Genomic DNA, 18,138 nt, shown 5'->3' with positions numbered 1-18,138 from the left:
ATCTGCACGAATTCCGCACCCGATTCGCGGCGCCGTACCCCTTGCTACTTGTAGAACCCGTTACTACCTTCGCGGCAGCTCTATTCCTGATGGGTCGTCAGATGGCTGGAGTGAGATGCCGATGCCCTGTCCAGCGTTTCCCGACGGGTTCGACTTCACCGACCCCGATCTGCTGCAACACCGCGTGCCCCTCCCGGAGTTCGCCGAGCTGCGCCGGGCCGAGCCGGTCCGCTGGATCCCGCAAGCGTCCAACGTCGCAGGTTTCCAGGACGAGGGGTACTGGGCGGTCACCCGGCACGCGGACGTCAAGTACGTCTCCACGCACCCGGAGATCTTCTCCTCCTACCTCAACACCGCGATCATCCGCTTCAACGAGCACATCGAGCGCGACGCGATAGACGCCCAGCGGCTGATCCTGCTCAACATGGACCCGCCCGAGCACACCCGCGTCCGCCAGATCATCCAGCGCGTCTTCACCCCGCGCGCCATCCGCGCCCTGGAGGACAACCTGCGCTCCCGTGCGGAGGCGATAGCTGCGAACGCGCGCAACCGCTCCGGGCCCTTCGACTTCGTCACCGAGGTCGCCTGCGAACTGCCCCTCCAGGCCATCGCCGAACTCATCGGCATCCCGCAGGACGACCGGGCCAAGATCTTCGACTGGTCCAACAAGATGATCTCGTACGACGACCCCGAGTACGCGATCACCGAGGAGGTCGGCGCGGAGTCGGCCACCGAGCTCATCGCGTACGCGATGAACATGGCCGCCGCCCGCAAGGAGTGCCCGGCCAAGGACATCGTCACCACGCTGGTGGCGGCGGAGGACCAGGGGAACCTCGGCTCCGACGAGTTCGGTTTCTTCGTGCTGATGCTGGCCGTCGCCGGCAACGAGACGACCCGCAACGCCATCACCCACGGCATGCACGCCTTCCTCACCCACCCCGAGCAGTGGGAGCGGTACAAGCGGGAGCGGCCGGCGACAGCGGCCGAGGAGATCGTCCGCTGGGCCACCCCGGTCAACTCCTTCCAGCGGACCGCCACCCAGGACACGGAGCTCGGCGGCAAGCTGATCAAGAAGGGCGACCGGGTCGGCATCTTCTACGCCTCCGCCAACCACGACCCCGAGGTGTTCGACAACCCCGACGCCTTCGACATCACCCGCGATCCGAATCCCCACCTCGGCTTCGGTGGGGGCGGGCCGCACTACTGCCTCGGCAAGTCCCTCGCCGTGCTGGAGATCGACCTCATCTTCAACGCCATCGCCGACGCCATGCCCGGCCTGCGCCTGACCGGCGACCCGCGCCGGCTGCGCTCCGCCTGGATCAACGGGGTGAAGGAGCTGCCGGTCAGCACGGTCTGAGCGGACGATGATCGGCCGGTGACCGCCCGGCCCGTTCCGAGGGAGGCAGGAGCAAACCCCATCCCTTACGCCCCGCCCCTGCCTCCCCCGAGACGCATCCACCCCTACTCGCGCCTACTCGCGCCCCGAGGCCGTCACCGCCAGCACCCCCGTCATCGCCGCCGCGACCAGCAGCGAGACGCCCAGTCCGTGGTGCAGCACCAGCCAGGCCCCGAGCAGCGCGCCCGCCGCCATCGCGGCCACCGCCGCGCCGCGGCGCGGAGCGCCCCGGCCCGAGCCGCCCGCGGTGCGGGAGTCGGCGGCCAGGCCGGTCAGCGTCATCGTCAGTACGGTCGTCGTCGTCAGGGCCGACACGTCCAGCTTGCGGACGGCCGCGTTACGCATGCCCATCGCGAAGGCGGTGAGGGCGATGAGTGTGTACGTAGAACCCGCGGTGCCCGGTGCGGCGAAGGCGACCACGGCGGCCGCGCCCACCAGGGCCGCCTCGGTGGCCAGCGTCAGCCGGGTCCAGGTCCGGCGCGAGCAGTCGCCCACCCGTTGTGCGACGCGTCCTCCGGCCACCGCGCCCGCCACGAAGGAGACGAGCGAGGTCGCCGTGTGCGGCACCGAGAAGCCTGGTGCCCCGGCCGCGGCGAAGCCGAGGACGACGACATTGCCTGTCATGTTGGCGGTGAAGACCTGGCCGAGGCCCAGGTAGGCCACGGCGTCGATCAGCCCGCTCACCACGGTCAGGATGAGGAGCACGGCCACCAGGGGCAGGCCGCGCGCCTCGGGGTCGTACGTCTCGGACTCCGTGGTCACCGCTTCAGTGCACCACGGCCGCCAAGGAAAAGCGGGTTAGGAAAAGGGTGAAGGCGGCGGCCCCGGGGATCGGGGGCCGCCGCCTTCACGTGCGGTGGGGGTGGCTCAGTACCAGTTGTGGGTCTGCCAGAAGTTCCAGGCGCCGACCGGGCTGCCGTAGCGGGAGTTCATGTAGTCCAGGCCCCACTTGATCTGGGTGGCCGGGTTGGTCTTCCAGTCGGAGCCCGCGGAGGCCATCTTCGAGGCGGGCAGCGCCTGGACCAGGCCGTAGGCGCCGGAGGACGAGTTGGTGGCCTTGGGGTTCCAGCCGCTCTCGTGCGACACGATGTGGCTGAAGGCGTTGAACTGCGCGGCGTCCGGGATCATCTTGTGCGCGATCGCCTGGGCCGAGGACGCCGACGTGGTCGCCGCCTGGGCGGGAGCCGCGGAGAGGGCCATACCGGCGGTGGCAGCGGCCACGGCGGCGACGGTGAGGGCCTTCTTCGGGCTGGCGATGCGGCGGATGATGGAGACGGACACGGAGAACCTGTTTCTTCGGGGACGGTGGGTCGCCCACTTGCCGGAGCCACGCGGTGCGCGGCGGGGGCATATGTCGGCGCCGAGGCCCTGTGGGCTTGTCGGCGCCTGGCGACGTCATCTACAGAAGCAGGCCCGAGGGCTGTCCGCAATGACCCCCTTTACTAGTGGTGGTCGCATACGGGGGAAAGGTCGCTTGTGTGAGCTGGCTCTCAATTCGCAGGTCAGAGGGGGTAGAGTCGCACGCATATATCCCTTTTGTCCCTACTGTTCACCTTAGTAGGTGATGTGGGTCATGTGGGGTGCTTCACTGGGTAAGTAACGGTCTGCGTGCAGGGGCTCACGGTGTGGGTGCGTCGAATGTGACCGCGGTCTCGAAAGCAGCCCGACGCGTGGCGCGGCGCAGCGCCTTCAGGACCGCCGGGCCGACGGCGACGGTCAGGACGACCGTGACCAGGGCGCGGCCCAGGTCCCAGCCGAGCGACGTGGCCAGGCAGTAGGCGACGAAGCGGGCCAGGTTCGCGGGGACGGTGGCGTGCGGGTCGAAGGCGATGTTCGAGGCGCTCTGGTCCATGAAGGTCCAGCCGGCCATGTTCATCACCGTGCCGTAGGCGAAGGCGGCCAGGAAGCCGTAGACGCCGAGCAGGGCCAGCTCGGCGCGGCCGCGCAGCCGGTCCGGGCCCGGCAACAGGCCCGCGCCCATCGTGAACCACCCCATGGCGAGCATCTGGAACGGCATCCACGGCCCCACCCCGCCCGTGAGCAGCGCCGACGCGAACATCGTGACCGAGCCGAGCACGAAGCCGAAGCCCGGCCCCAGGACCCGTCCGCTGAGCACCATCAGGAAGAACATCGGCTCGATGCCGGCCGTACCGGCGCCGATCGGGCGCAGCGCCGCGCCGGTCGCCGCCAGCACGCCGAGCATGGCGACCGCCTTCGGGCCGAGCCCCGACTCGGAGATCGTCGCCGCCAGCACCGGGACCAGCAGCACCAGCAGGCCCGCGAAGAGCCACGGGGCGTCCTGGGCGTGGGCGGTGAGCTGCGAGGCGGGCGGGGCCAGGAAGGGCCAGGTGAAGGCGACCACACCGACGGCGCTGACCAGGGCGAGGGCGGCGAGGGAGCGGGGGCCGAGGCGGACGGCTCTTGCCTGGCGGGTCATCGCAGGGCCTGCCTCACCTGCGTGACCGTGAGCCAGCGCTGCGGGGCCAGGATCTTGGTGACCTGCGGGGCGTAGGACGGGGAGGAGACGACCACCTCGGCCGTCGGCCCGTCGGCGATCACCTCGCCGTCGGCCAGGAGGACGACCCGGTGGGCGAGCTCGGCGGCCAGTTCCACGTCATGGGTGGCGAGGACGATCGCATGCCCTTCGGCGGCAAGACCGCGCAGCACGCCGACGAGGCGGGCCTTCGCCGCGTAGTCCAGGCCGCGGGTCGGCTCGTCGAGCAGGAGGAGAGGAGGGCGGGCGGTCAGGATCACGGCGAGCGCGAGCGCCAGACGCTGGCCCTCGGAGAGGTCGCGGGGGTGGATGTCGTCGGTGACGCCCGGGAGGAGGCCCGAGACGAGGGCTCGGCAGGTGCCCGGCGTCGCCTCGGCGTCCCGGTCCGCGGCCACGCACTCGGCGGCGACCGTGTCGGCGTACAGCAGGTCGCGCGGCTCCTGCGGGACCAGGCCGACATGGCGTACGAGGTCGCGGGGCGGGGTGCGGTGGGGGTCGGCGCCGCCGACGCGGACCGTGCCGGTGGTGGGCTCGACGAGCCCGACGAGGGTGTTGAGCAGCGTGGACTTTCCGGCGCCGTTGCGGCCCATGAGGGCGATGGTCTCGCCGGGGGTGACGGTGAGGTCGACGTGGCGGAGGGCCTGGACGCGGGCGCGGCGGACGGCGAGGGAGCGGACTTCGGCGACGGGGGGTGGGGGTGTGGTCGGGGCGGTGGCCACTTCCCGCTTTTTGCGCAGGCGCCAACGGGAGGAGGCGGCCGGGCGGGGGACGGGCGCTCGTACGGGAGTGGGTACTGCTGTGGGCGTCGGCTCGTCCCGCCCCGTCAGCTGCTCCCGGAGGCCGGACGCCCGGCGGCGGGCGTCCCGCACCGTCAGAGGGAGCGGGGCCCAGCCCGCCAGCCGGCCCAGGTCGACGACCGGCGGATACACCGGGGACACCGCCATCACCTCCGCCGGAGTGCCCAGGACCGGGGTGGCGCCCGGGCCCGGCAGGAGGGCGACCTGGTCGGCGTACTGAACGACGCGTTCCAGGCGGTGTTCGGCCATGAGGACCGTCGTGCCGAGGTCGTGGACGAGGCGCTGGAGGACGGCGAGGACCTCCTCGGCGGCGGCCGGGTCCAGTGCGGAGGTCGGCTCGTCGAGGACCAGGACCCGCGGGTGCGGGGTGAGGACCGAGCCGATCGCGACGCGCTGCTGCTGGCCGCCGGAGAGGGTGGCGATCGGGCGGTCGCGCAGGTCGGCCAGGCCGAGGAGGTCGAGGGTCTCCTCGACGCGGCGGCGCATCACGTCCGGGACGAGGCCCAATGACTCCATGCCGTAGGCGAGTTCGTCCTCGACGGTGTCCGTCACGAAGTGCGAGAGCGGGTCCTGGCCCACCGTGCCGACGACGTCGGCGAGTTCGCGCGGCTTGTGGGTGCGGGTGTCACGGCCGGCCACCGTGACGCGGCCGCGCAGGGTGCCGCCGGTGAAGTGCGGGACGAGACCGCTGACCGCGCCGAGCACGGTGGACTTGCCGACCCCCGACGGGCCGACGAGCAGGACGAGTTCGCCCTCCGGTACCTCGAAGTCCACGCCCCGGACGGCGGGTTCGGCGGCACCGTCGTACGTCACGGAGACGTCCTCGAAGCGGATCACGACGGCTCCTTGCGGGCGGGGGCGGGGGCGAGGAAAGCGGGGAGCAGGCCGAGGAGTACGGCCGCGGCGGCCCGGAGGGGGAGGGTGGGGGCCACGAGGGGAACGACGCCGGGGTGCAGGGCCGCGGGGTCGGCGGAGGCGGCGAGGGTCAGCAGCACGGCGACGGCGGCACCGGAGGCGGCGACCAGGCAGGCGCGCAGGTCCCAGCGGTCCGGGCGGTAGCGGGTACGCGGGGTACGGCGGCCGCCGAGCCACAGGCCGCCCAGCGCGGCGGCGAGTCCCGCGAGCAGGACCGGGATGCCGTACGTGCCGCCCTCCGCGGTGAGCAGGCCGTACGTTCCCGCGCAGACGCCGAGCAGCCCGCCGAGGGTGAGGGCGGCGGTGGTACGGCGGACCGGGGCGGGGACGGCGGCGGTACGGCCGTAGCCGCGGGCGTCCATCGCGGCGGCGAGGGCGACGGAACGCTCCAACGCGCCCTCCAGGACCGGGAGTCCTACGTGCAGCAGGCCCCGTATGCCCTTGTCCGGGCGGCCGCGCAGGCGGCGGGCGGCGCGCAGGCGCTGGACGTCGGCGATGAGGTTCGGGGCGAAGGTGAGGGCCACGACGACGGCCACGCCGGTCTCGTAGAGGGCGCCCGGGAGGGACTTGAGGAGGCGAGTGGGGCCGGCGAGGGCGTTCGCGGCGCCCACGCAGATGAGGAGGGCGGCGAGTTTCAGGCCGTCGTAGAGGGCGAAGAGGAGGCCCTCCGCGGTGACCCGGCCGCCGAGGCGGATGCCCTGGGCCCAGTGGGGGAGCGGGACTTCGGGGAGGGTGACGATCACATGCGTGCCGGGGATGGGGGAGCCGAGGGCGATGGCGAAGGCGAGGCGGACGAGGAGCACGGCGAGGCCGAGTCTGACGAAGGCGCTGTAGGAGCGGGGGGCGGCGGCGGGCCGGCAGGTCGCGACGACGTAGGCGGAGACCGCGATGAGGAGGGCGAGGAGGAGGGGGTTGGTGGTGCGGCTGGCTGCGGTGCCGAGGGATATCGACCAGAGCCACCAGGCACCAGGGTGGAGTGTTGCCCGGGGTTGCTGTGGGCGGGTGGGTCGCGCGGCCCGGCGCTGCGGGGTGCCGCTGCGCCCACCCTCCCCCGCTCTCGGCTTCGCTCGAGCGGGGGAACCCCCATCGCCCCAGCGGCACGATTGCCCGCCGCTACGTACGTCGGCGCGGCTGAGCGCTCCGCTGGAAGCGCGGTGACGATCCTGCGGGCCGGTGGGGGCTGGTCGCGCCCACGCGGCGGAGCCGCACATATCGACACAGCCCCGCGCCCCTTGCGGGGCGGGATACCGCACCGGACCTCGACAAGGCTGCTCAGCCACGCCTGCGCCGCCGGGCCTGCCAGATCGCTGCCGCCGCCAGCGCGGCCACCGCCGCGGAGCCCGCGATCAGGCCCACCGACGGGCCCTCGTCCGTCTTCTTCGTCGCCGTCTTCTGCGCCGGCGCCGTCGGTTGCTTCCCGGCCGACACCTGCTCCCCGCAGCCCTGTTCCGGATACCCCGCGATCGCGCAGAGCAGGGCGGTCGTGTCGTAGCGGAGGGGCTTGGCGACCGCCGCCAGGGCCTCCGCCGTGGTCGCGTCGGAGGGTACGCGGGCGCAGGCCGTCCGAGGTGAGGGCGGGGTTTCGCCGGAGGGGGCGTCGGACGGCGTGCCGAAGTCGATGACCAGGGCGACCCGCTTCTTCCCGTCCCGCGCCGGCGTCGTCGCGCAGATCGTCGCGAAGTCGGCCGTGCCGCGCGGCTGGGTCGCGTCCTGGGAGTCCGCGCTGACCGCGAAGCGGAAGCCCTGGACGTCGCCGTCGGAGGGGCGGGCGGTGGACGGGCCCTGGGTGGCGTACGTCCAGTGGTCGCCGGCGCGGTCCCAGAAGGACCAGTAGCGGTAGCCGGCGGCCTGCGCCTGGCCGGCGGCCCCCAGCAGGGGGAGCAGGACGGCGAGGAGCAGAGCGGTGGCGGCGCGGCGGCGGCTCACGGCTGGCGCTTCCTGCCGCGGACGAAGAGCAGGTAGCCGACGGCGACGACCACGACGAGAAGGACGCCGCCGGCGATCCACGCGACGTTGCCGGAGCTGTCGTCCGCCGCCACCGAGTCCCCGGAGTCGCCCGGGGACGTCGAGTCGGCGTCGGGCACGGACACGGGGCCCGGGCCGGTCGCGTCGAGGAGCTTCACCAGGTCCTGGCCGCCGAAGTCGCGCGGGTCCTGGGCCGAGGCGTTCGCGGCGAGGATCAGCTGCGCGTACGCGGCCGGGCCGCTCTGCTGCGCCCACTTCACGGAGTTGGCCTGAAGCCAGCGCACGGCGGGGACTGCCGCCTTGCCCTGGCCGGCGGTGGCGAGGGCGACGACCGCGTCGGCGGTGTTGCCGTAGTCGGGCTGGTCCTCGGCGCCGGGCAGCGCCGACGTGAGGTGGTCGTCCTTGGCCAGCGCCTCGACGAGGTAGGCGGCACCGTTGCGGGCGGCCTGCCCGGGATCGGCGGCGTCCTTGCAGGTCAGGCCGGTCCCGGCCGCCTTCGGGGCGGTGCCTGCGAGCCCCTTGCCGAGGGCGGCGACGACGGCTGCCGCGGTCGCGTCCGCGTTGGCCGTGAGCTTGCCCTTCTTGTCGGGCTGGTAGGCGAAGGCGCCGCTTCCGTCGCTGTCGCTGTCGCAGGGGAGCGCGAGCTTCAGCAGGGCGTCGTACGGGGACTTGCCGCCCTTGCGTACGTCCTGCGGCTTCTCGCCCGTCGCCGTGAGCGCGCCGATGACGACGGAGGTGGAGTTGGCGTCGCTGGCGCCGCCCGGGGAGTAGCCCCAGCCGCCGTCCGCGTTCTGCACGGACTTCAGCCAGGCGACGGACTTCTCGGTGACGGGGCCGTGGCCGCCGAGCGCGGCGAGCGCCTGGACGGCGGCGGCCGTGCTGTTGGTGTCGACCATGAGCTTGGCGTCGCAGGCCTTGGCGGTGTCGGCGCGGAAGGCGGCGAACGCCCCGTTCGCGCACTGCTGCCCGATCAGCCAGGCGATGGCCGACGAGGCCGGCCGCACGCCCACGGTGTCCTGCGCGAGCAGGGCGAGGGACTGCCGCCAGACACCGTCGTACGTGGGATCGGTGCGGCCGTACAGCCCGGTGGGTATCGCCACCGAGGGCGACGGGGACGGGTCGGCGGCGACGGCGGGCCCGGCGGCGCCGATCACGGCGGTGGCGGCCAGAACCGCGGCGCTGCGGCGGACGTTCATGATCGGCGGATGCCTCTCCCTGCGGGGAGCCGGGCAGCACGGGACACCCCGGGCGGCTCGGCTCCGTAGACCTCGACGGTGCCGTGCACCGGCGGACGGCCGGTGTACGTGAGCCCGTCACGAACCGTACGGAGCGATCCGGCTCGCCACGCCGCGGGGCAGCGGTGGCTCACGGTTGCGGGTCAGCGCCGGAATTGCACCGGCTTTCCCCCGTACGGGTGTGATGACGACGCCGCCACTCTACCGGCCCGTAGGGAAACGCTGAGGGGCGGCTGTGGAGCCGCGTCGGGGGCAGCGAAGGCACGGGTAGGTTCGCGCCATGCCATCGACGGGGAGACTGCTGGGTTCCGGCCGCACGGCCGACGTGTACGAGATCGACGGTGCGTGGGTGCTGCGCCGCAACCGGGAAGGCCGGGGGAACGCGGCCGCCGAGGGGGCGGTGATGGAGTACGTACGCGGATACGGCTACCCGGTGCCTCGGGTGCGGCTCGGGGACGACTCGCGGACCGACCTGGTGATGGAGCGGCTGTCGGGGCCGACGATGCTCCAGGCGAACGCGGCCGGTGCGCTCGGTCCGGAGGAGGCGGGGCGCACGCTGGCAGGGTTGCTGCGCGCCCTGCACACCATTCCGGGCCGCCGCACCCCGTCCGCCCGCGTCCTCCACCTGGACCTGCACCCCGACAACGTGATCCTCACTCCCGACGGCCCCCGGGTGATCGACTGGGCCAACACCGAGGAGGGCGACCCGGGCCTCGACTGGGGCATGTCCGCGGTGATCCTCGCCCAGGTCGCCGTCGGCGACGAGCCCGTCGCCCAACCGGCGCGCGCGATGCTGACCGCCCTGCTCGCCGACCCGTCCGCCCTCACGGAGGCCGGCCTGCTGGAGGCCCGGCGGCGCCGTGCGGCCAACCCGACGATGAGCAGGCGGGAGGTCGAACTCCTGGGAGCGGCCGAGCGCTTGATCCGGTTGCTGGTGTCCTAGGCAGCTCGCGGTGTCGGGCCGCCGAACGGGAGGAAGAGGACCCGGGAGGAGAGCAGCCATCGGTTGTCGGTGCGGCGGAACGTGAAGGTGTCCTCGTAGTGGCCGACCTGGACCGGCGGACCGGCAGGCACTGTGCCCCCCGCGTAGCCGTCGATGCGGTGGGTCGTGAAGTACGACGTGGCGCTCGCTGTCTCCGGCGAGGTCACCGTGACGCGGATGTTGGACATCAGGCGTCGGGAGAGCCGGTCGGCCGGGCGGGAGCCGAAGTACGCGCGCAGTGCGTCCCGCCCCTCGACCCGCCGCTCACCGTCCGGCCATGCCCAGGTGCCGTCCTCGGTGAACAGCTCGGCGACGGACGGCGGTTCACCGAGGTCGAGGCGGTGGACGAAGTCGAGGATGAGACGCTCGCAGGCACGTTCGGCGAGGAGCTGAGCCATGGGGTCCATGGGGCTGTTGGTATCAGGAGTGGTGCGGCGGCCACGAGCGATTTACACCGCCACGTACGTCACCGGCTCGTCCCCCGTCACCGCCTCCGCCCGCCCCAGCTTCACCAGCCGCCGCAGATGGGCCTCGGCCTCCGAGACCGCGATGTTCCTTGACCCGTACGGGATCTGGTCCCAGGGCCGGTTCCACTCCATGCGCTCGGCGAGCTGCCAGGGGGTGAGGGGTTCGGCCAGCAGGGTCAGGAGGTCGTCGAGCCGCTCCTCGTGATGGGCCAGCAACTCCCTTACCCGGGACGGCGCGTCGGTGAAGGCGTACTGGTGGGCGGGGAGCACCTCGGCGGGGGCGAGGCGGCCGATGCGTTCGAGGGAGTCGAGGTAGTCACCGAGAGGGTCGGTGACGGTGGCGTCGTCGGGATCCTCGTACAGGCCGATGTGCGGGGTGATCCGGGGGAGCAGGTGATCGCCGGAGAACAGGCGGCCGCTGCCCGGGAGTCGGGAGGGATGCTCCTCCTCCAGGTGGAGGCAGACGTGGCCGGGGGTGTGGCCCGGGGTCCAGATGGCGCGCAGTCGGCGGCCCGGCAGGTCGAGGAGTTCGCCGGGGACGATCTCGCGGTCCGGCAGCGCGGGCGCGAGGCCGGGCAGGGTGCGTGGGCCGGCGCTGCGCAGGGGCGCCAGGTGCTCCTCGGGGGCGCCGGCCGCCGCGAGTTTGCCGGCCATGTAGGAGAACCAGCGGTCGGGCCGGGTCCCGCGCGCCCGCCGGATGAGTGCGATATCCGCCTCGTGCATGGCGATCCAGGCCCCCGACGCCTCGCGCACCCTGCCCGAGAGGCCGTGGTGATCGGGGTGGTGGTGGGTGACGACGACCCCGTGGATCTCGCCGACCGAGGTGCCGCACGCGACGAGCCCCTCGGCGAGGGTGTCCCAGGAGGCGGGGTCGTCCCAGCCGGTGTCGACCAGCACCGGTCCGCGGTCGGTGTCGACGACGTACACGAGCGTGTGGCCGAGGGGATTGTCCGGGATGGGGACCTTCAGGGACCGTACGCCCCCGCCGTGGTCCGTCACCTGTGACATGAGCCCCCCTGTCGCCGCGTTCCAGCCACTATAACTAGAACTGGTTCCAATGGGAGCCCAAGTCACCTGTCAGGCACAGCTGTTGTGATCCATCAGACGCTGTCGTTGACCGCGTTGGTGACCGTCACGTCGGGAGGTGTGGTGAACCGGCGTGAGGCCCGTGGACTCCTTCGAGGGGAACTGGTATCAGTTCTTCGTATCTGATGGATCGTCAGAGAGCCTTGTCTGGGAGGCAGTCGCCATGACCGAGCTTGTGGAACACGGACAGCTGTTCATCGGCGGGGAGTTGACCGACCCCCTGGGCAAGGACGTCATCGAGGTGATCTCACCGCATACCGAAGAGGTCATCGGACGCGTCCCGCACGCCTCGACCGAGGACGTGGACCGGGCGGTCGCCGCCGCGCGCCGGGCCTTCGACGAGGGACCCTGGCCGCGGATGACGCTCGACGAGCGGCTCGAGGTGGTCACCCGGATCAAGGACGCGATCGCCGTACGGCACGAGGAGATCGCCCGCGTCATCTCGTCCGAGAACGGGTCGCCGTACTCCTGGAGCGTCCTCGCCCAGGCGCTCGGCGCGATGATGGTGTGGGACGCGGCGATCACGGTCGCGCGGAACTTCGTCTACGAGGAGCAGCGCGATGGCGTCCTCGGGAAGATCCTGGTGCGGCGCGAGTCCGTCGGGGTTGTCGCGGCCGTCGTCCCCTGGAACGTCCCGCAGTTCGTGGCCGCCGCCAAGCTCGCGCCCGCGCTGCTCGCCGGCTGCACGGTGGTGCTCAAGCCGTCGCCGGAGTCGCCGCTGGACGCGTACATCCTCGGCGAGATCGCGAAGGAGGCCGGGCTGCCGGAGGGCGTGCTGTCGATCCTCCCGGCGGACCGCGAGGTCAGCGAGTACCTGGTGGGGCACCCCGGGATCGACAAGGTGTCCTTCACGGGGTCGGTCGCGGCCGGCCGGCGCGTGATGGAGGTGGCCTCGCGCAACCTCACACGCGTGACGTTGGAGCTGGGCGGCAAGTCGGCGGCGGTGGTCCTGCCGGACGCGGACATCGCGACGTCCGTTCCCGGCATCGTCTCGGCGGCCTGGATGAACAACGGGCAGGCCTGCGTGGCCCAGACCCGCATCCTTCTGCCGCGCTCGCGCTACGACGAGTTCGCGGACGCCTTCGCGGCGGCGGCGAGCGCGCTGGTCGTGGGCGACCCGCTGGACCCGGCGACCCAGGTCGGCCCGCTGGTGGCCGAGCGCCAGCAGCGGCGCAACCTCGACTACATCCGCATCGGCCAGGAGGAGGGCGCGAAGATCCTCACGGGCGGCGGCCGCCCGCCGGGCCTGGACCACGGCTGGTACGTCGAGCCGACCCTCTTCGGCGACGTGGACAACTCCATGCGCATCGCCCGCGAGGAGATCTTCGGCCCGGTGATCTGCCTTCTCCCCTACGGCGACGAGACCGAGGCCGTGAAGATCGCGAACGACTCCGACTACGGGCTGAGCGGCAGCGTGTGGACGGCCGACGTCGAGCACGGCATCGAGGTCGCGCGCCAGGTCCGTACGGGCACGTACTCCGTCAACACCTTCAGCCTCGACATGCTCGGCCCGTTCGGCGGCTACAAGAACTCCGGTCTGGGGCGGGAGTTCGGCCCCGAGGGGTACGGCGAGTTCCTCGAACACAAGATGATCCACCTGCCGGCCGGCTGGGAGGCGTGAGGGATGGGGGTACCTCCCGCGCGAGCGAAGTCGAGCATGGTGGCGGGTGACCGCTGGCACGTCGAGGTCGACCGGTCCCTGTGCATCGGCTCCGCCCAGTGCCTCCACCACGCCCCGGACGGCTTCCGCCTCGACACCGCGCGCCAGTCCCACCCCGTCGACCCCGACACGGACGCGAACGAGCGGATGCTGGCGGCGGCGGAGGGCTGCCCGGTGGAGGCCATTTTGATCACGCTGGTGGGGAGCGGGGAGCCGGTGTTCCCACCGGAGGAGTAGGGCTGAGAAGGGCCGAGAAAAAGGGCAGAAAAAAATCCCGATTAGGGGTGTTGTGTCCGGCTCTGAGTGTTCTATCCTGTTAGTGGCCTACGAGGCGAGTGAGGGAGTTCGACCGGAGTAGCCGACTTTGGCGAGACGCAGAGGCACCTGCCAACGCATCCGCTGAGGCCGACGTCGACGGTCGGGCTGAGAGGCCTGAAGGTAGTAGTCGGACCAGAAGGCGACCCCCAGCACCTGATCCGGGTAATACCGGCGAAGGGAACCCGTCTCGTAGGTTCTTTGTGTGCCCTCAGCCCTGTTCCTGCGGGGACTGCGGGGCCTGCGGGGACGTGAGGTCGATCAGCCGGCAGACCGTCTCGATGTCGATCCTGACCTGGGCGATGGAGGCGCGGCCCGAGAGCCAGGTGATCAGGGCCGAGTGCCAGGTGTGCTCGATGACGCGGACCGCGGAGAGCTGCTCGGGGGTGGGATTCTCCAGCCCCATGGCGTCCAGGATGATCACCGTGGTCTGGCGGGACACCTGGTCGACCTCGGGGGAGACGCTGCGGTCCGCGAAGGTCAGGGCGCGGACCATCGCATCGGCCAGGTGCGGTTCGCGCTGCAGGGCCCGGAAGGCGCGCATCAGCGTCTCCGCGACCCGCTCGGCGGCCGTGTCGCCCGTCGGCGGCTTCTTTCGCAGCGTGCCGTGCATGTGCTCCAGCTGGTCCTGCATGGTGGCGACCAGCAGATGCACCTTGGACGGGAAGTAGCGGTAGAGCGTGCCGAGCGCCACCTGGGAGGACTCCGCGACCTCGCGCATCTGCACCGCGTCGAACCCGCCCCGGCTGGCCAGCTGCGCACTCGCGTGCAGGATGCGGCGCCGACGCGCCTCCTGCCGCTCCGTGAGGGGCGGGAGGGCCGGTCTGTCGGCGCTGGCTTCCACCTTGACCACCTTGGCTTCCGCAGGCATGGATCCTGTTCCGTGACAGTCGGTGAGGGCGAGTGATCAGACAGCATGGCAGAGGCGTCCGCCGTGGCGTGAATCACCTGATCCACTGCTCACAGTTCCCCTACCTGCCGGTAGATTCAGAGCCTCCCGAACGATCAAGTCTGAAACTTGTTCTAGATTAGCGTCCCGGCGTAATCTCGCGGGACAGTGCACGCAGAAGGGGGCCCAGAGTGACCGCTGAGGCCAGTCAGGCGGGTCCTCAGGAGGACCTCGCCGCGGACGGCGGGCGACCGCTCGGCATCGCACTCCTCACCTATAAAGGAAACCCGTTCTGCGGCGGCCAGGGCGTCTACGTCCGCCACCTCTCCCGCGAGCTGGCCCGCCTCGGCCACCGCGTCGAGGTCATCGGCGCCCAGCCGTACCCCGTCCTCGACGAGGGCTACGACGGGCTCAGCCTCACCGAGCTGCCCAGCCTCGACCTCTACCGCCAGCCCGACCCCTTCCGCACCCCCGGCCGCGGCGAGTACCGCGACTGGATCGACGCGCTCGAGGTCGTCACGATGTGGACCGGCGGTTTCCCGGAGCCGCTGACGTTCTCCCTGCGTGCCCGCCACCACCTGCGCGCCCGGCGCGGCGAATTCGACGTCGTCCACGACAACCAGACGCTGGGCTACGGGCTGTTGGGCGACGTCGGCGCGCCCCTGGTCACCACCATCCACCACCCGATCACCGTGGACCGCCAGTTGGAGCTGGACGCGGCGGACGGCTGGCAGCGGCGCTTCTCCGTACGCCGCTGGTACGGCTTCACCCGCATGCAGAAGCGCGTGGCGCGCCGGCTGCCGTCCGTGCTCACCGTCTCCGGCACCTCCCGCCAGGAAATCGTCGACCACCTGGGCGTCCGCCAGGACCGCATCCACGTCGTCCACATCGGCGCCGACACCGACCTGTTCTCCCCCGACCCGTCGGTTGCGCAGGTCCCGGGCCGCATCGTGACCACGTCCAGCGCGGACGTACCGCTGAAGGGCCTGGTCTTCCTCGTCGAGGCGCTGGCGAAGGTACGTACGGAACACCCCGACGCCCACCTCGTCGTCGTCGGCAAGCGCGCCGAGGACGGGCCGGTCGCCCAGGCCATCGAGCGGTACGGCCTCGAAGGCGCCGTCGAGTTCGTCAAGGGCATCTCCGACGCGGAACTCGTCGACCTGGTGCGCTCGGCGCAGGTCGCCTGCGTGCCGTCCCTCTACGAGGGCTTCTCCCTGCCGGCCGCCGAGGCCATGGCCACGGGCACGCCGCTGGTCGCCACGACCGGCGGGGCGATCCCCGAGGTCGCCGGACGCGACGGCGAGACGTGCCTGGCTGTACCGCCAGGCGACGCGGGAGCGCTGGCCGCCGGGCTCAGCAGGCTTCTCGGTGACCCGGAGCTGCGGGTGCGGCTCGGTCGCGCCGGCCGTGAGCGGGTTCTGGCCCACTTCACCTGGGCCCGCGCCGCGGAGGGCACGGTGGCCCACTACCGCGAGGCCATCGCCCGCTCTGCGGGCGGAAGCTCCACCCGCTCCGCGGGCAGGGGTTCCAGCCCTTCCGTGGCAGTTCCAGCCCCTGCCGCGGGCAGGGGTTCCAGCCCTTCCGTGGCAGTTCCAGCCCCCGCCGCGGGCAGGAGCTCCAGCCCCTCCGTGGCCACGAATCCCGACTCCTCCGCGGCAGCCCTCGCCCGCTCCGCGGCCCCGTCACGTTCTGAATCCCCGACCTCGACAAGCGTTACCGGCGTCTATCCCGAAAGCAGGGCCACGTGCTGACCGTCGACTTCTCCCGGTTCCCGCTCGCCCCGGGCGACCGAGTCCTGGACCTCGGCTGCGGAGCGGGCCGGCACGCCTTCGAGTGTTACCGGCGTGGCGCGCAGGTCGTGGCCCTGGACCAGAACGGCGACGAGATCCGCGAGGTCGCGAAGTGGTTCGCGGCGATGAAGGAGGCGGGCGAGGCCCCGGCCGGCGCCACCGCGACGGCCATGGAGGGCGACGCGCTCGCCCTCCCCTTCCCCGACGAGTCCTTCGACGTCGTGATCATCTCCGAGGTCATGGAGCACATCCCGGACGACAAGGGCGTACTCGCCGAGATGGTCCGCGTACTCAAGCCCGGCGGGCGCATCGCGATCACGGTCCCGCGCTACGGCCCCGAGAAGGTGTGCTGGACCCTGTCCGACGCCTACCACGAGGTCGAGGGCGGCCACATCCGCATCTACAAGGCGGACGAGCTCCTCGCGAAGATCAGGGAAGCCGGTCTGCGCCCGTACGGCACCCACCACGCCCACGCGCTGCACTCGCCGTACTGGTGGCTGAAGTGCGCGTTCGGCGTCGACAACGACAAGGTGCTGCCGGTGCGGGCGTACCACAAGCTGCTGGTCTGGGACATCATGAAGAAACCGCTGGCCACCCGGGTCGCCGAGCAGGCGCTGAACCCGTTGATCGGCAAGAGCTTCGTGGCGTACGCGACCAAGCCGCACCTGCCCCGTCTTTCCGGGACGTCCCAGGCGGACGCCAAGTGACCACCCCCCGGACAGAACACCTCGTCCTGCCCGGGGTCCTCACCGCCGAGCAGGCCGCCGCGACCGTCCGCGGCATCCTCGACGTGCAGCGGGAGGACGGCGCGATCCCGTGGTTCCGGGGGCACCACCTCGACCCGTGGGACCACACCGAGGCCGCGATGGCGCTGGACGCGGCGGGCGAGCACGAGGCCGCCGACCGGGCGTACACCTGGCTGGCGAGGCACCAGAACGCGGACGGCTCCTGGTACGCGGCGTACGCGGACGGGGCCTTCGACGACGTCACCGACCGGGCCCGTGAGACGAACTTCGTCGCCTACATCGCCGTAGGCGTCTGGCACCACTATCTCTCCACCGGTGACGACACCTTCCTGGAGCGGATGTGGCCGGCCGTCGTCGCGGCGGTCGAGTTCGTCCTAGGGCTCCAGCAGCCGGGCGGGCAGGTCGGCTGGCGGCGCGAGGACGACGGGACGGCCACCGTGGACGCGTTGCTGACCGGCAGCTCCTCGATCCACCACGCGCTGCGCTGCGCGCTCGCGATCGCCGAGCAGCGCGAAGAGCCGCAGCCGGACTGGGAGTTGGCGGCGGGCGCGCTCCGGCACGCCATCCGGTGCCACCCGGAGCGGTTCCTCGACAAGGACCGCTACTCGATGGACTGGTACTACCCGGTGCTGGGCGGCGCCGTGACCGGAGCCGAGGCCAAGTCCCGGATAGAGGAGGCCTGGGACCGCTTCGTCGTCCCCGGCCTCGGGGTCCGCTGCGTGATCCCCAACCCGTGGGTGACCGGCGGCGAGTCGGCCGAACTCGCCCTCGCGCTCTGGGCGATGGGCGAGTCCGACCGGGCCCTGGAGATCCTCCAGTCGATCCAGCACCTGCGGGACGCGGACAGCGGCCTGTACTGGACGGGCTACGTCTTCGACGACGAGGCGATCTGGCCCCGGGAACTGACCGCCTGGACGGCGGGCTCCCTGCTGCTGGCCGTGGCTGCCCTGGGCGGCCACGAGGCCACCTGCGCGGTGTTCGGCGGCGAGTTCCTGCCGAGGGGGCTGGACCCGGACTGCTGCGAGTAGGTCCTCGCCGCGTCCAGGCCCTCGCTTCGGCGGTCAGTGCCGGTGGACGCGGTTGGCGATGGCGTGGCCGACGAACAGGTAGACCACGGCGGCCAGGCCGTAACCGGCGATGACGCGGGCCCAGGCCTTGTCGAAGGTGAACAGGTCACGGGACCAGCCGGCGAGCCAGTTGGCCGCGTCGTGGACGAACTGCACCAGGTCGTTGCCCGGGTTGGCGTCCAGCAGGTACATGAGGATCCACAGTCCGAGGATGACGGCCATGACATCGGCGACCACCGCTATGACCGTCCCCGCGGAGTTGGAACCAGTGCGATATCGAGTGGACATGCCTTCCGTCTGGCCCCGGATTCCTGTTTGAAACCTGGAGAAACCC

At 71.9% G+C, this 18,138-nt stretch carries 18 protein-coding genes; 7 read left to right on the top strand and 11 right to left on the bottom strand.

Translation table 11 applies throughout. The features are described from left to right. Positions 1-121 precede the first annotated feature (121 nt). Complete coding sequence (locus ABT114_RS36085) at positions 122-1,357, top strand: cytochrome P450 (RefSeq protein ID WP_351147313.1); 1,236 nt, start codon at positions 122-124, stop codon at positions 1,355-1,357. 114 nt (positions 1,358-1,471) lie between these two features. Here the strand turns inward: ABT114_RS36085 and ABT114_RS36080 are convergent, their stop codons facing one another. From ABT114_RS36080 to ABT114_RS36050, 7 genes are all read right to left on the bottom strand, one after another. Then, complete coding sequence (locus ABT114_RS36080) at positions 1,472-2,158, bottom strand: YoaK family protein (RefSeq protein WP_351147311.1); 687 nt, start codon at positions 2,156-2,158, stop codon at positions 1,472-1,474. A gap of 105 nt (positions 2,159-2,263) precedes the next feature. Then, a complete protein-coding gene (locus ABT114_RS36075; RefSeq protein ID WP_351147309.1) occupies positions 2,264-2,677 on the bottom strand; it encodes a lytic transglycosylase domain-containing protein in 414 nt (137 codons plus the stop codon). Positions 2,678-3,014: 337 nt separating this feature from the next. Continuing rightward, complete coding sequence (locus ABT114_RS36070) at positions 3,015-3,833, bottom strand: ECF transporter S component (protein WP_351147307.1); 819 nt, start codon at positions 3,831-3,833, stop codon at positions 3,015-3,017. After that, a complete protein-coding gene (locus tag ABT114_RS36065) occupies positions 3,830-5,524 on the bottom strand; it encodes an ABC transporter ATP-binding protein (protein ID WP_351147305.1) in 1,695 nt (564 codons plus the stop codon). Before ABT114_RS36065 ends, ABT114_RS36070 begins: the two co-directional genes overlap by 4 nt. Continuing rightward, positions 5,521-6,813 carry an energy-coupling factor transporter transmembrane component T gene (locus tag ABT114_RS36060; protein ID WP_502988448.1) on the bottom strand — a complete coding sequence of 431 codons (1,293 nt, stop codon included), beginning with the start codon at positions 6,811-6,813 and terminating at the stop codon, positions 5,521-5,523. Before ABT114_RS36060 ends, ABT114_RS36065 begins: the two co-directional genes overlap by 4 nt. Positions 6,814-6,874: 61 nt before the next feature. Then, on the bottom strand, positions 6,875-7,528 hold the full coding sequence (locus tag ABT114_RS36055; RefSeq protein ID WP_351147303.1) for an SCO2322 family protein: 654 nt from the start codon (positions 7,526-7,528) through the stop codon (positions 6,875-6,877). Continuing rightward, a complete protein-coding gene (locus ABT114_RS36050) occupies positions 7,525-8,763 on the bottom strand; it encodes an SCO2321 family membrane protein (protein WP_351147302.1) in 1,239 nt (412 codons plus the stop codon). The genes ABT114_RS36055 and ABT114_RS36050 overlap by 4 nt, the downstream gene beginning before the upstream one ends. Before the next feature lie 319 nt (positions 8,764-9,082). Here ABT114_RS36050 and ABT114_RS36045 point away from each other — a divergent pair, with 319 nt between their 5' ends. After that, the gene (locus tag ABT114_RS36045) at positions 9,083-9,745 is read left to right on the top strand and encodes a phosphotransferase (RefSeq protein WP_351147300.1); all 663 of its coding nucleotides are present in this window, start codon (positions 9,083-9,085) and stop codon (positions 9,743-9,745) included. Here ABT114_RS36045 and ABT114_RS36040 read toward each other — a convergent pair. Further along, on the bottom strand, positions 9,742-10,191 hold the full coding sequence (locus ABT114_RS36040; protein ID WP_351147298.1) for a nuclear transport factor 2 family protein: 450 nt from the start codon (positions 10,189-10,191) through the stop codon (positions 9,742-9,744). The genes ABT114_RS36045 and ABT114_RS36040 overlap by 4 nt on opposite strands. Before the next feature lie 42 nt (positions 10,192-10,233). After that, positions 10,234-11,259 carry a Strvi_7410 family MBL fold metallo-hydrolase gene (locus ABT114_RS36035; RefSeq protein WP_351147296.1) on the bottom strand — a complete coding sequence of 342 codons (1,026 nt, stop codon included), beginning with the start codon at positions 11,257-11,259 and terminating at the stop codon, positions 10,234-10,236. A 241-nt stretch (positions 11,260-11,500) separates the two neighbouring features. Here ABT114_RS36035 and ABT114_RS36030 point away from each other — a divergent pair, with 241 nt between their 5' ends. Together ABT114_RS36030 and ABT114_RS36025 are read left to right on the top strand one after the other, a co-directional pair. Then, on the top strand, positions 11,501-12,958 hold the full coding sequence (locus ABT114_RS36030) for an aldehyde dehydrogenase (protein ID WP_351147294.1): 1,458 nt from the start codon (positions 11,501-11,503) through the stop codon (positions 12,956-12,958). A 3-nt stretch (positions 12,959-12,961) separates the two neighbouring features. Beyond that, positions 12,962-13,234: a ferredoxin gene (locus ABT114_RS36025; protein WP_351147292.1), complete on the top strand. Its 273-nt coding sequence runs from the start codon at positions 12,962-12,964 to the stop codon at positions 13,232-13,234. 289 nt (positions 13,235-13,523) lie between these two features. Here ABT114_RS36025 and ABT114_RS36020 read toward each other — a convergent pair whose 3' ends face one another. Continuing rightward, positions 13,524-14,183 carry a TetR family transcriptional regulator gene (locus ABT114_RS36020; RefSeq protein ID WP_351147290.1) on the bottom strand — a complete coding sequence of 220 codons (660 nt, stop codon included), beginning with the start codon at positions 14,181-14,183 and terminating at the stop codon, positions 13,524-13,526. Positions 14,184-14,392: 209 nt separating this feature from the next. Here ABT114_RS36020 and ABT114_RS36015 point away from each other — a divergent pair, with 209 nt between their 5' ends. From ABT114_RS36015 to ABT114_RS36005, 3 genes are read left to right on the top strand one after another with little or no spacing between them, the layout of a single operon-like run. Beyond that, positions 14,393-15,952 carry a glycosyltransferase family 4 protein gene (locus ABT114_RS36015; protein ID WP_351147288.1) on the top strand — a complete coding sequence of 520 codons (1,560 nt, stop codon included), beginning with the start codon at positions 14,393-14,395 and terminating at the stop codon, positions 15,950-15,952. Beyond that, positions 15,946-16,698, top strand: coding sequence for a class I SAM-dependent methyltransferase (locus ABT114_RS36010; RefSeq protein WP_351147286.1), 753 nt, complete (start codon positions 15,946-15,948; stop codon positions 16,696-16,698). Before ABT114_RS36015 ends, ABT114_RS36010 begins: the two co-directional genes overlap by 7 nt. Then, the gene (locus ABT114_RS36005; protein ID WP_351147285.1) at positions 16,695-17,765 is read left to right on the top strand and encodes a prenyltransferase; all 1,071 of its coding nucleotides are present in this window, start codon (positions 16,695-16,697) and stop codon (positions 17,763-17,765) included. The genes ABT114_RS36010 and ABT114_RS36005 overlap by 4 nt, the downstream gene beginning before the upstream one ends. A gap of 33 nt (positions 17,766-17,798) precedes the next feature. On the opposite strand, the gene ABT114_RS36000 is transcribed toward ABT114_RS36005, so the two are convergent. Then, positions 17,799-18,092 carry a hypothetical protein gene (locus tag ABT114_RS36000; protein WP_351147283.1) on the bottom strand — a complete coding sequence of 98 codons (294 nt, stop codon included), beginning with the start codon at positions 18,090-18,092 and terminating at the stop codon, positions 17,799-17,801. Between the last annotated feature and the right edge of the window lie 46 nt (positions 18,093-18,138).

The sequence above is a fragment of the Streptomyces sp. NPDC002088 genome, assembly GCF_040296605.1.
Classification (GTDB): Bacteria; Actinomycetota; Actinomycetes; order Streptomycetales; family Streptomycetaceae; genus Streptomyces.
This window is presented reverse-complemented; position numbering and strand designations above follow the sequence as displayed.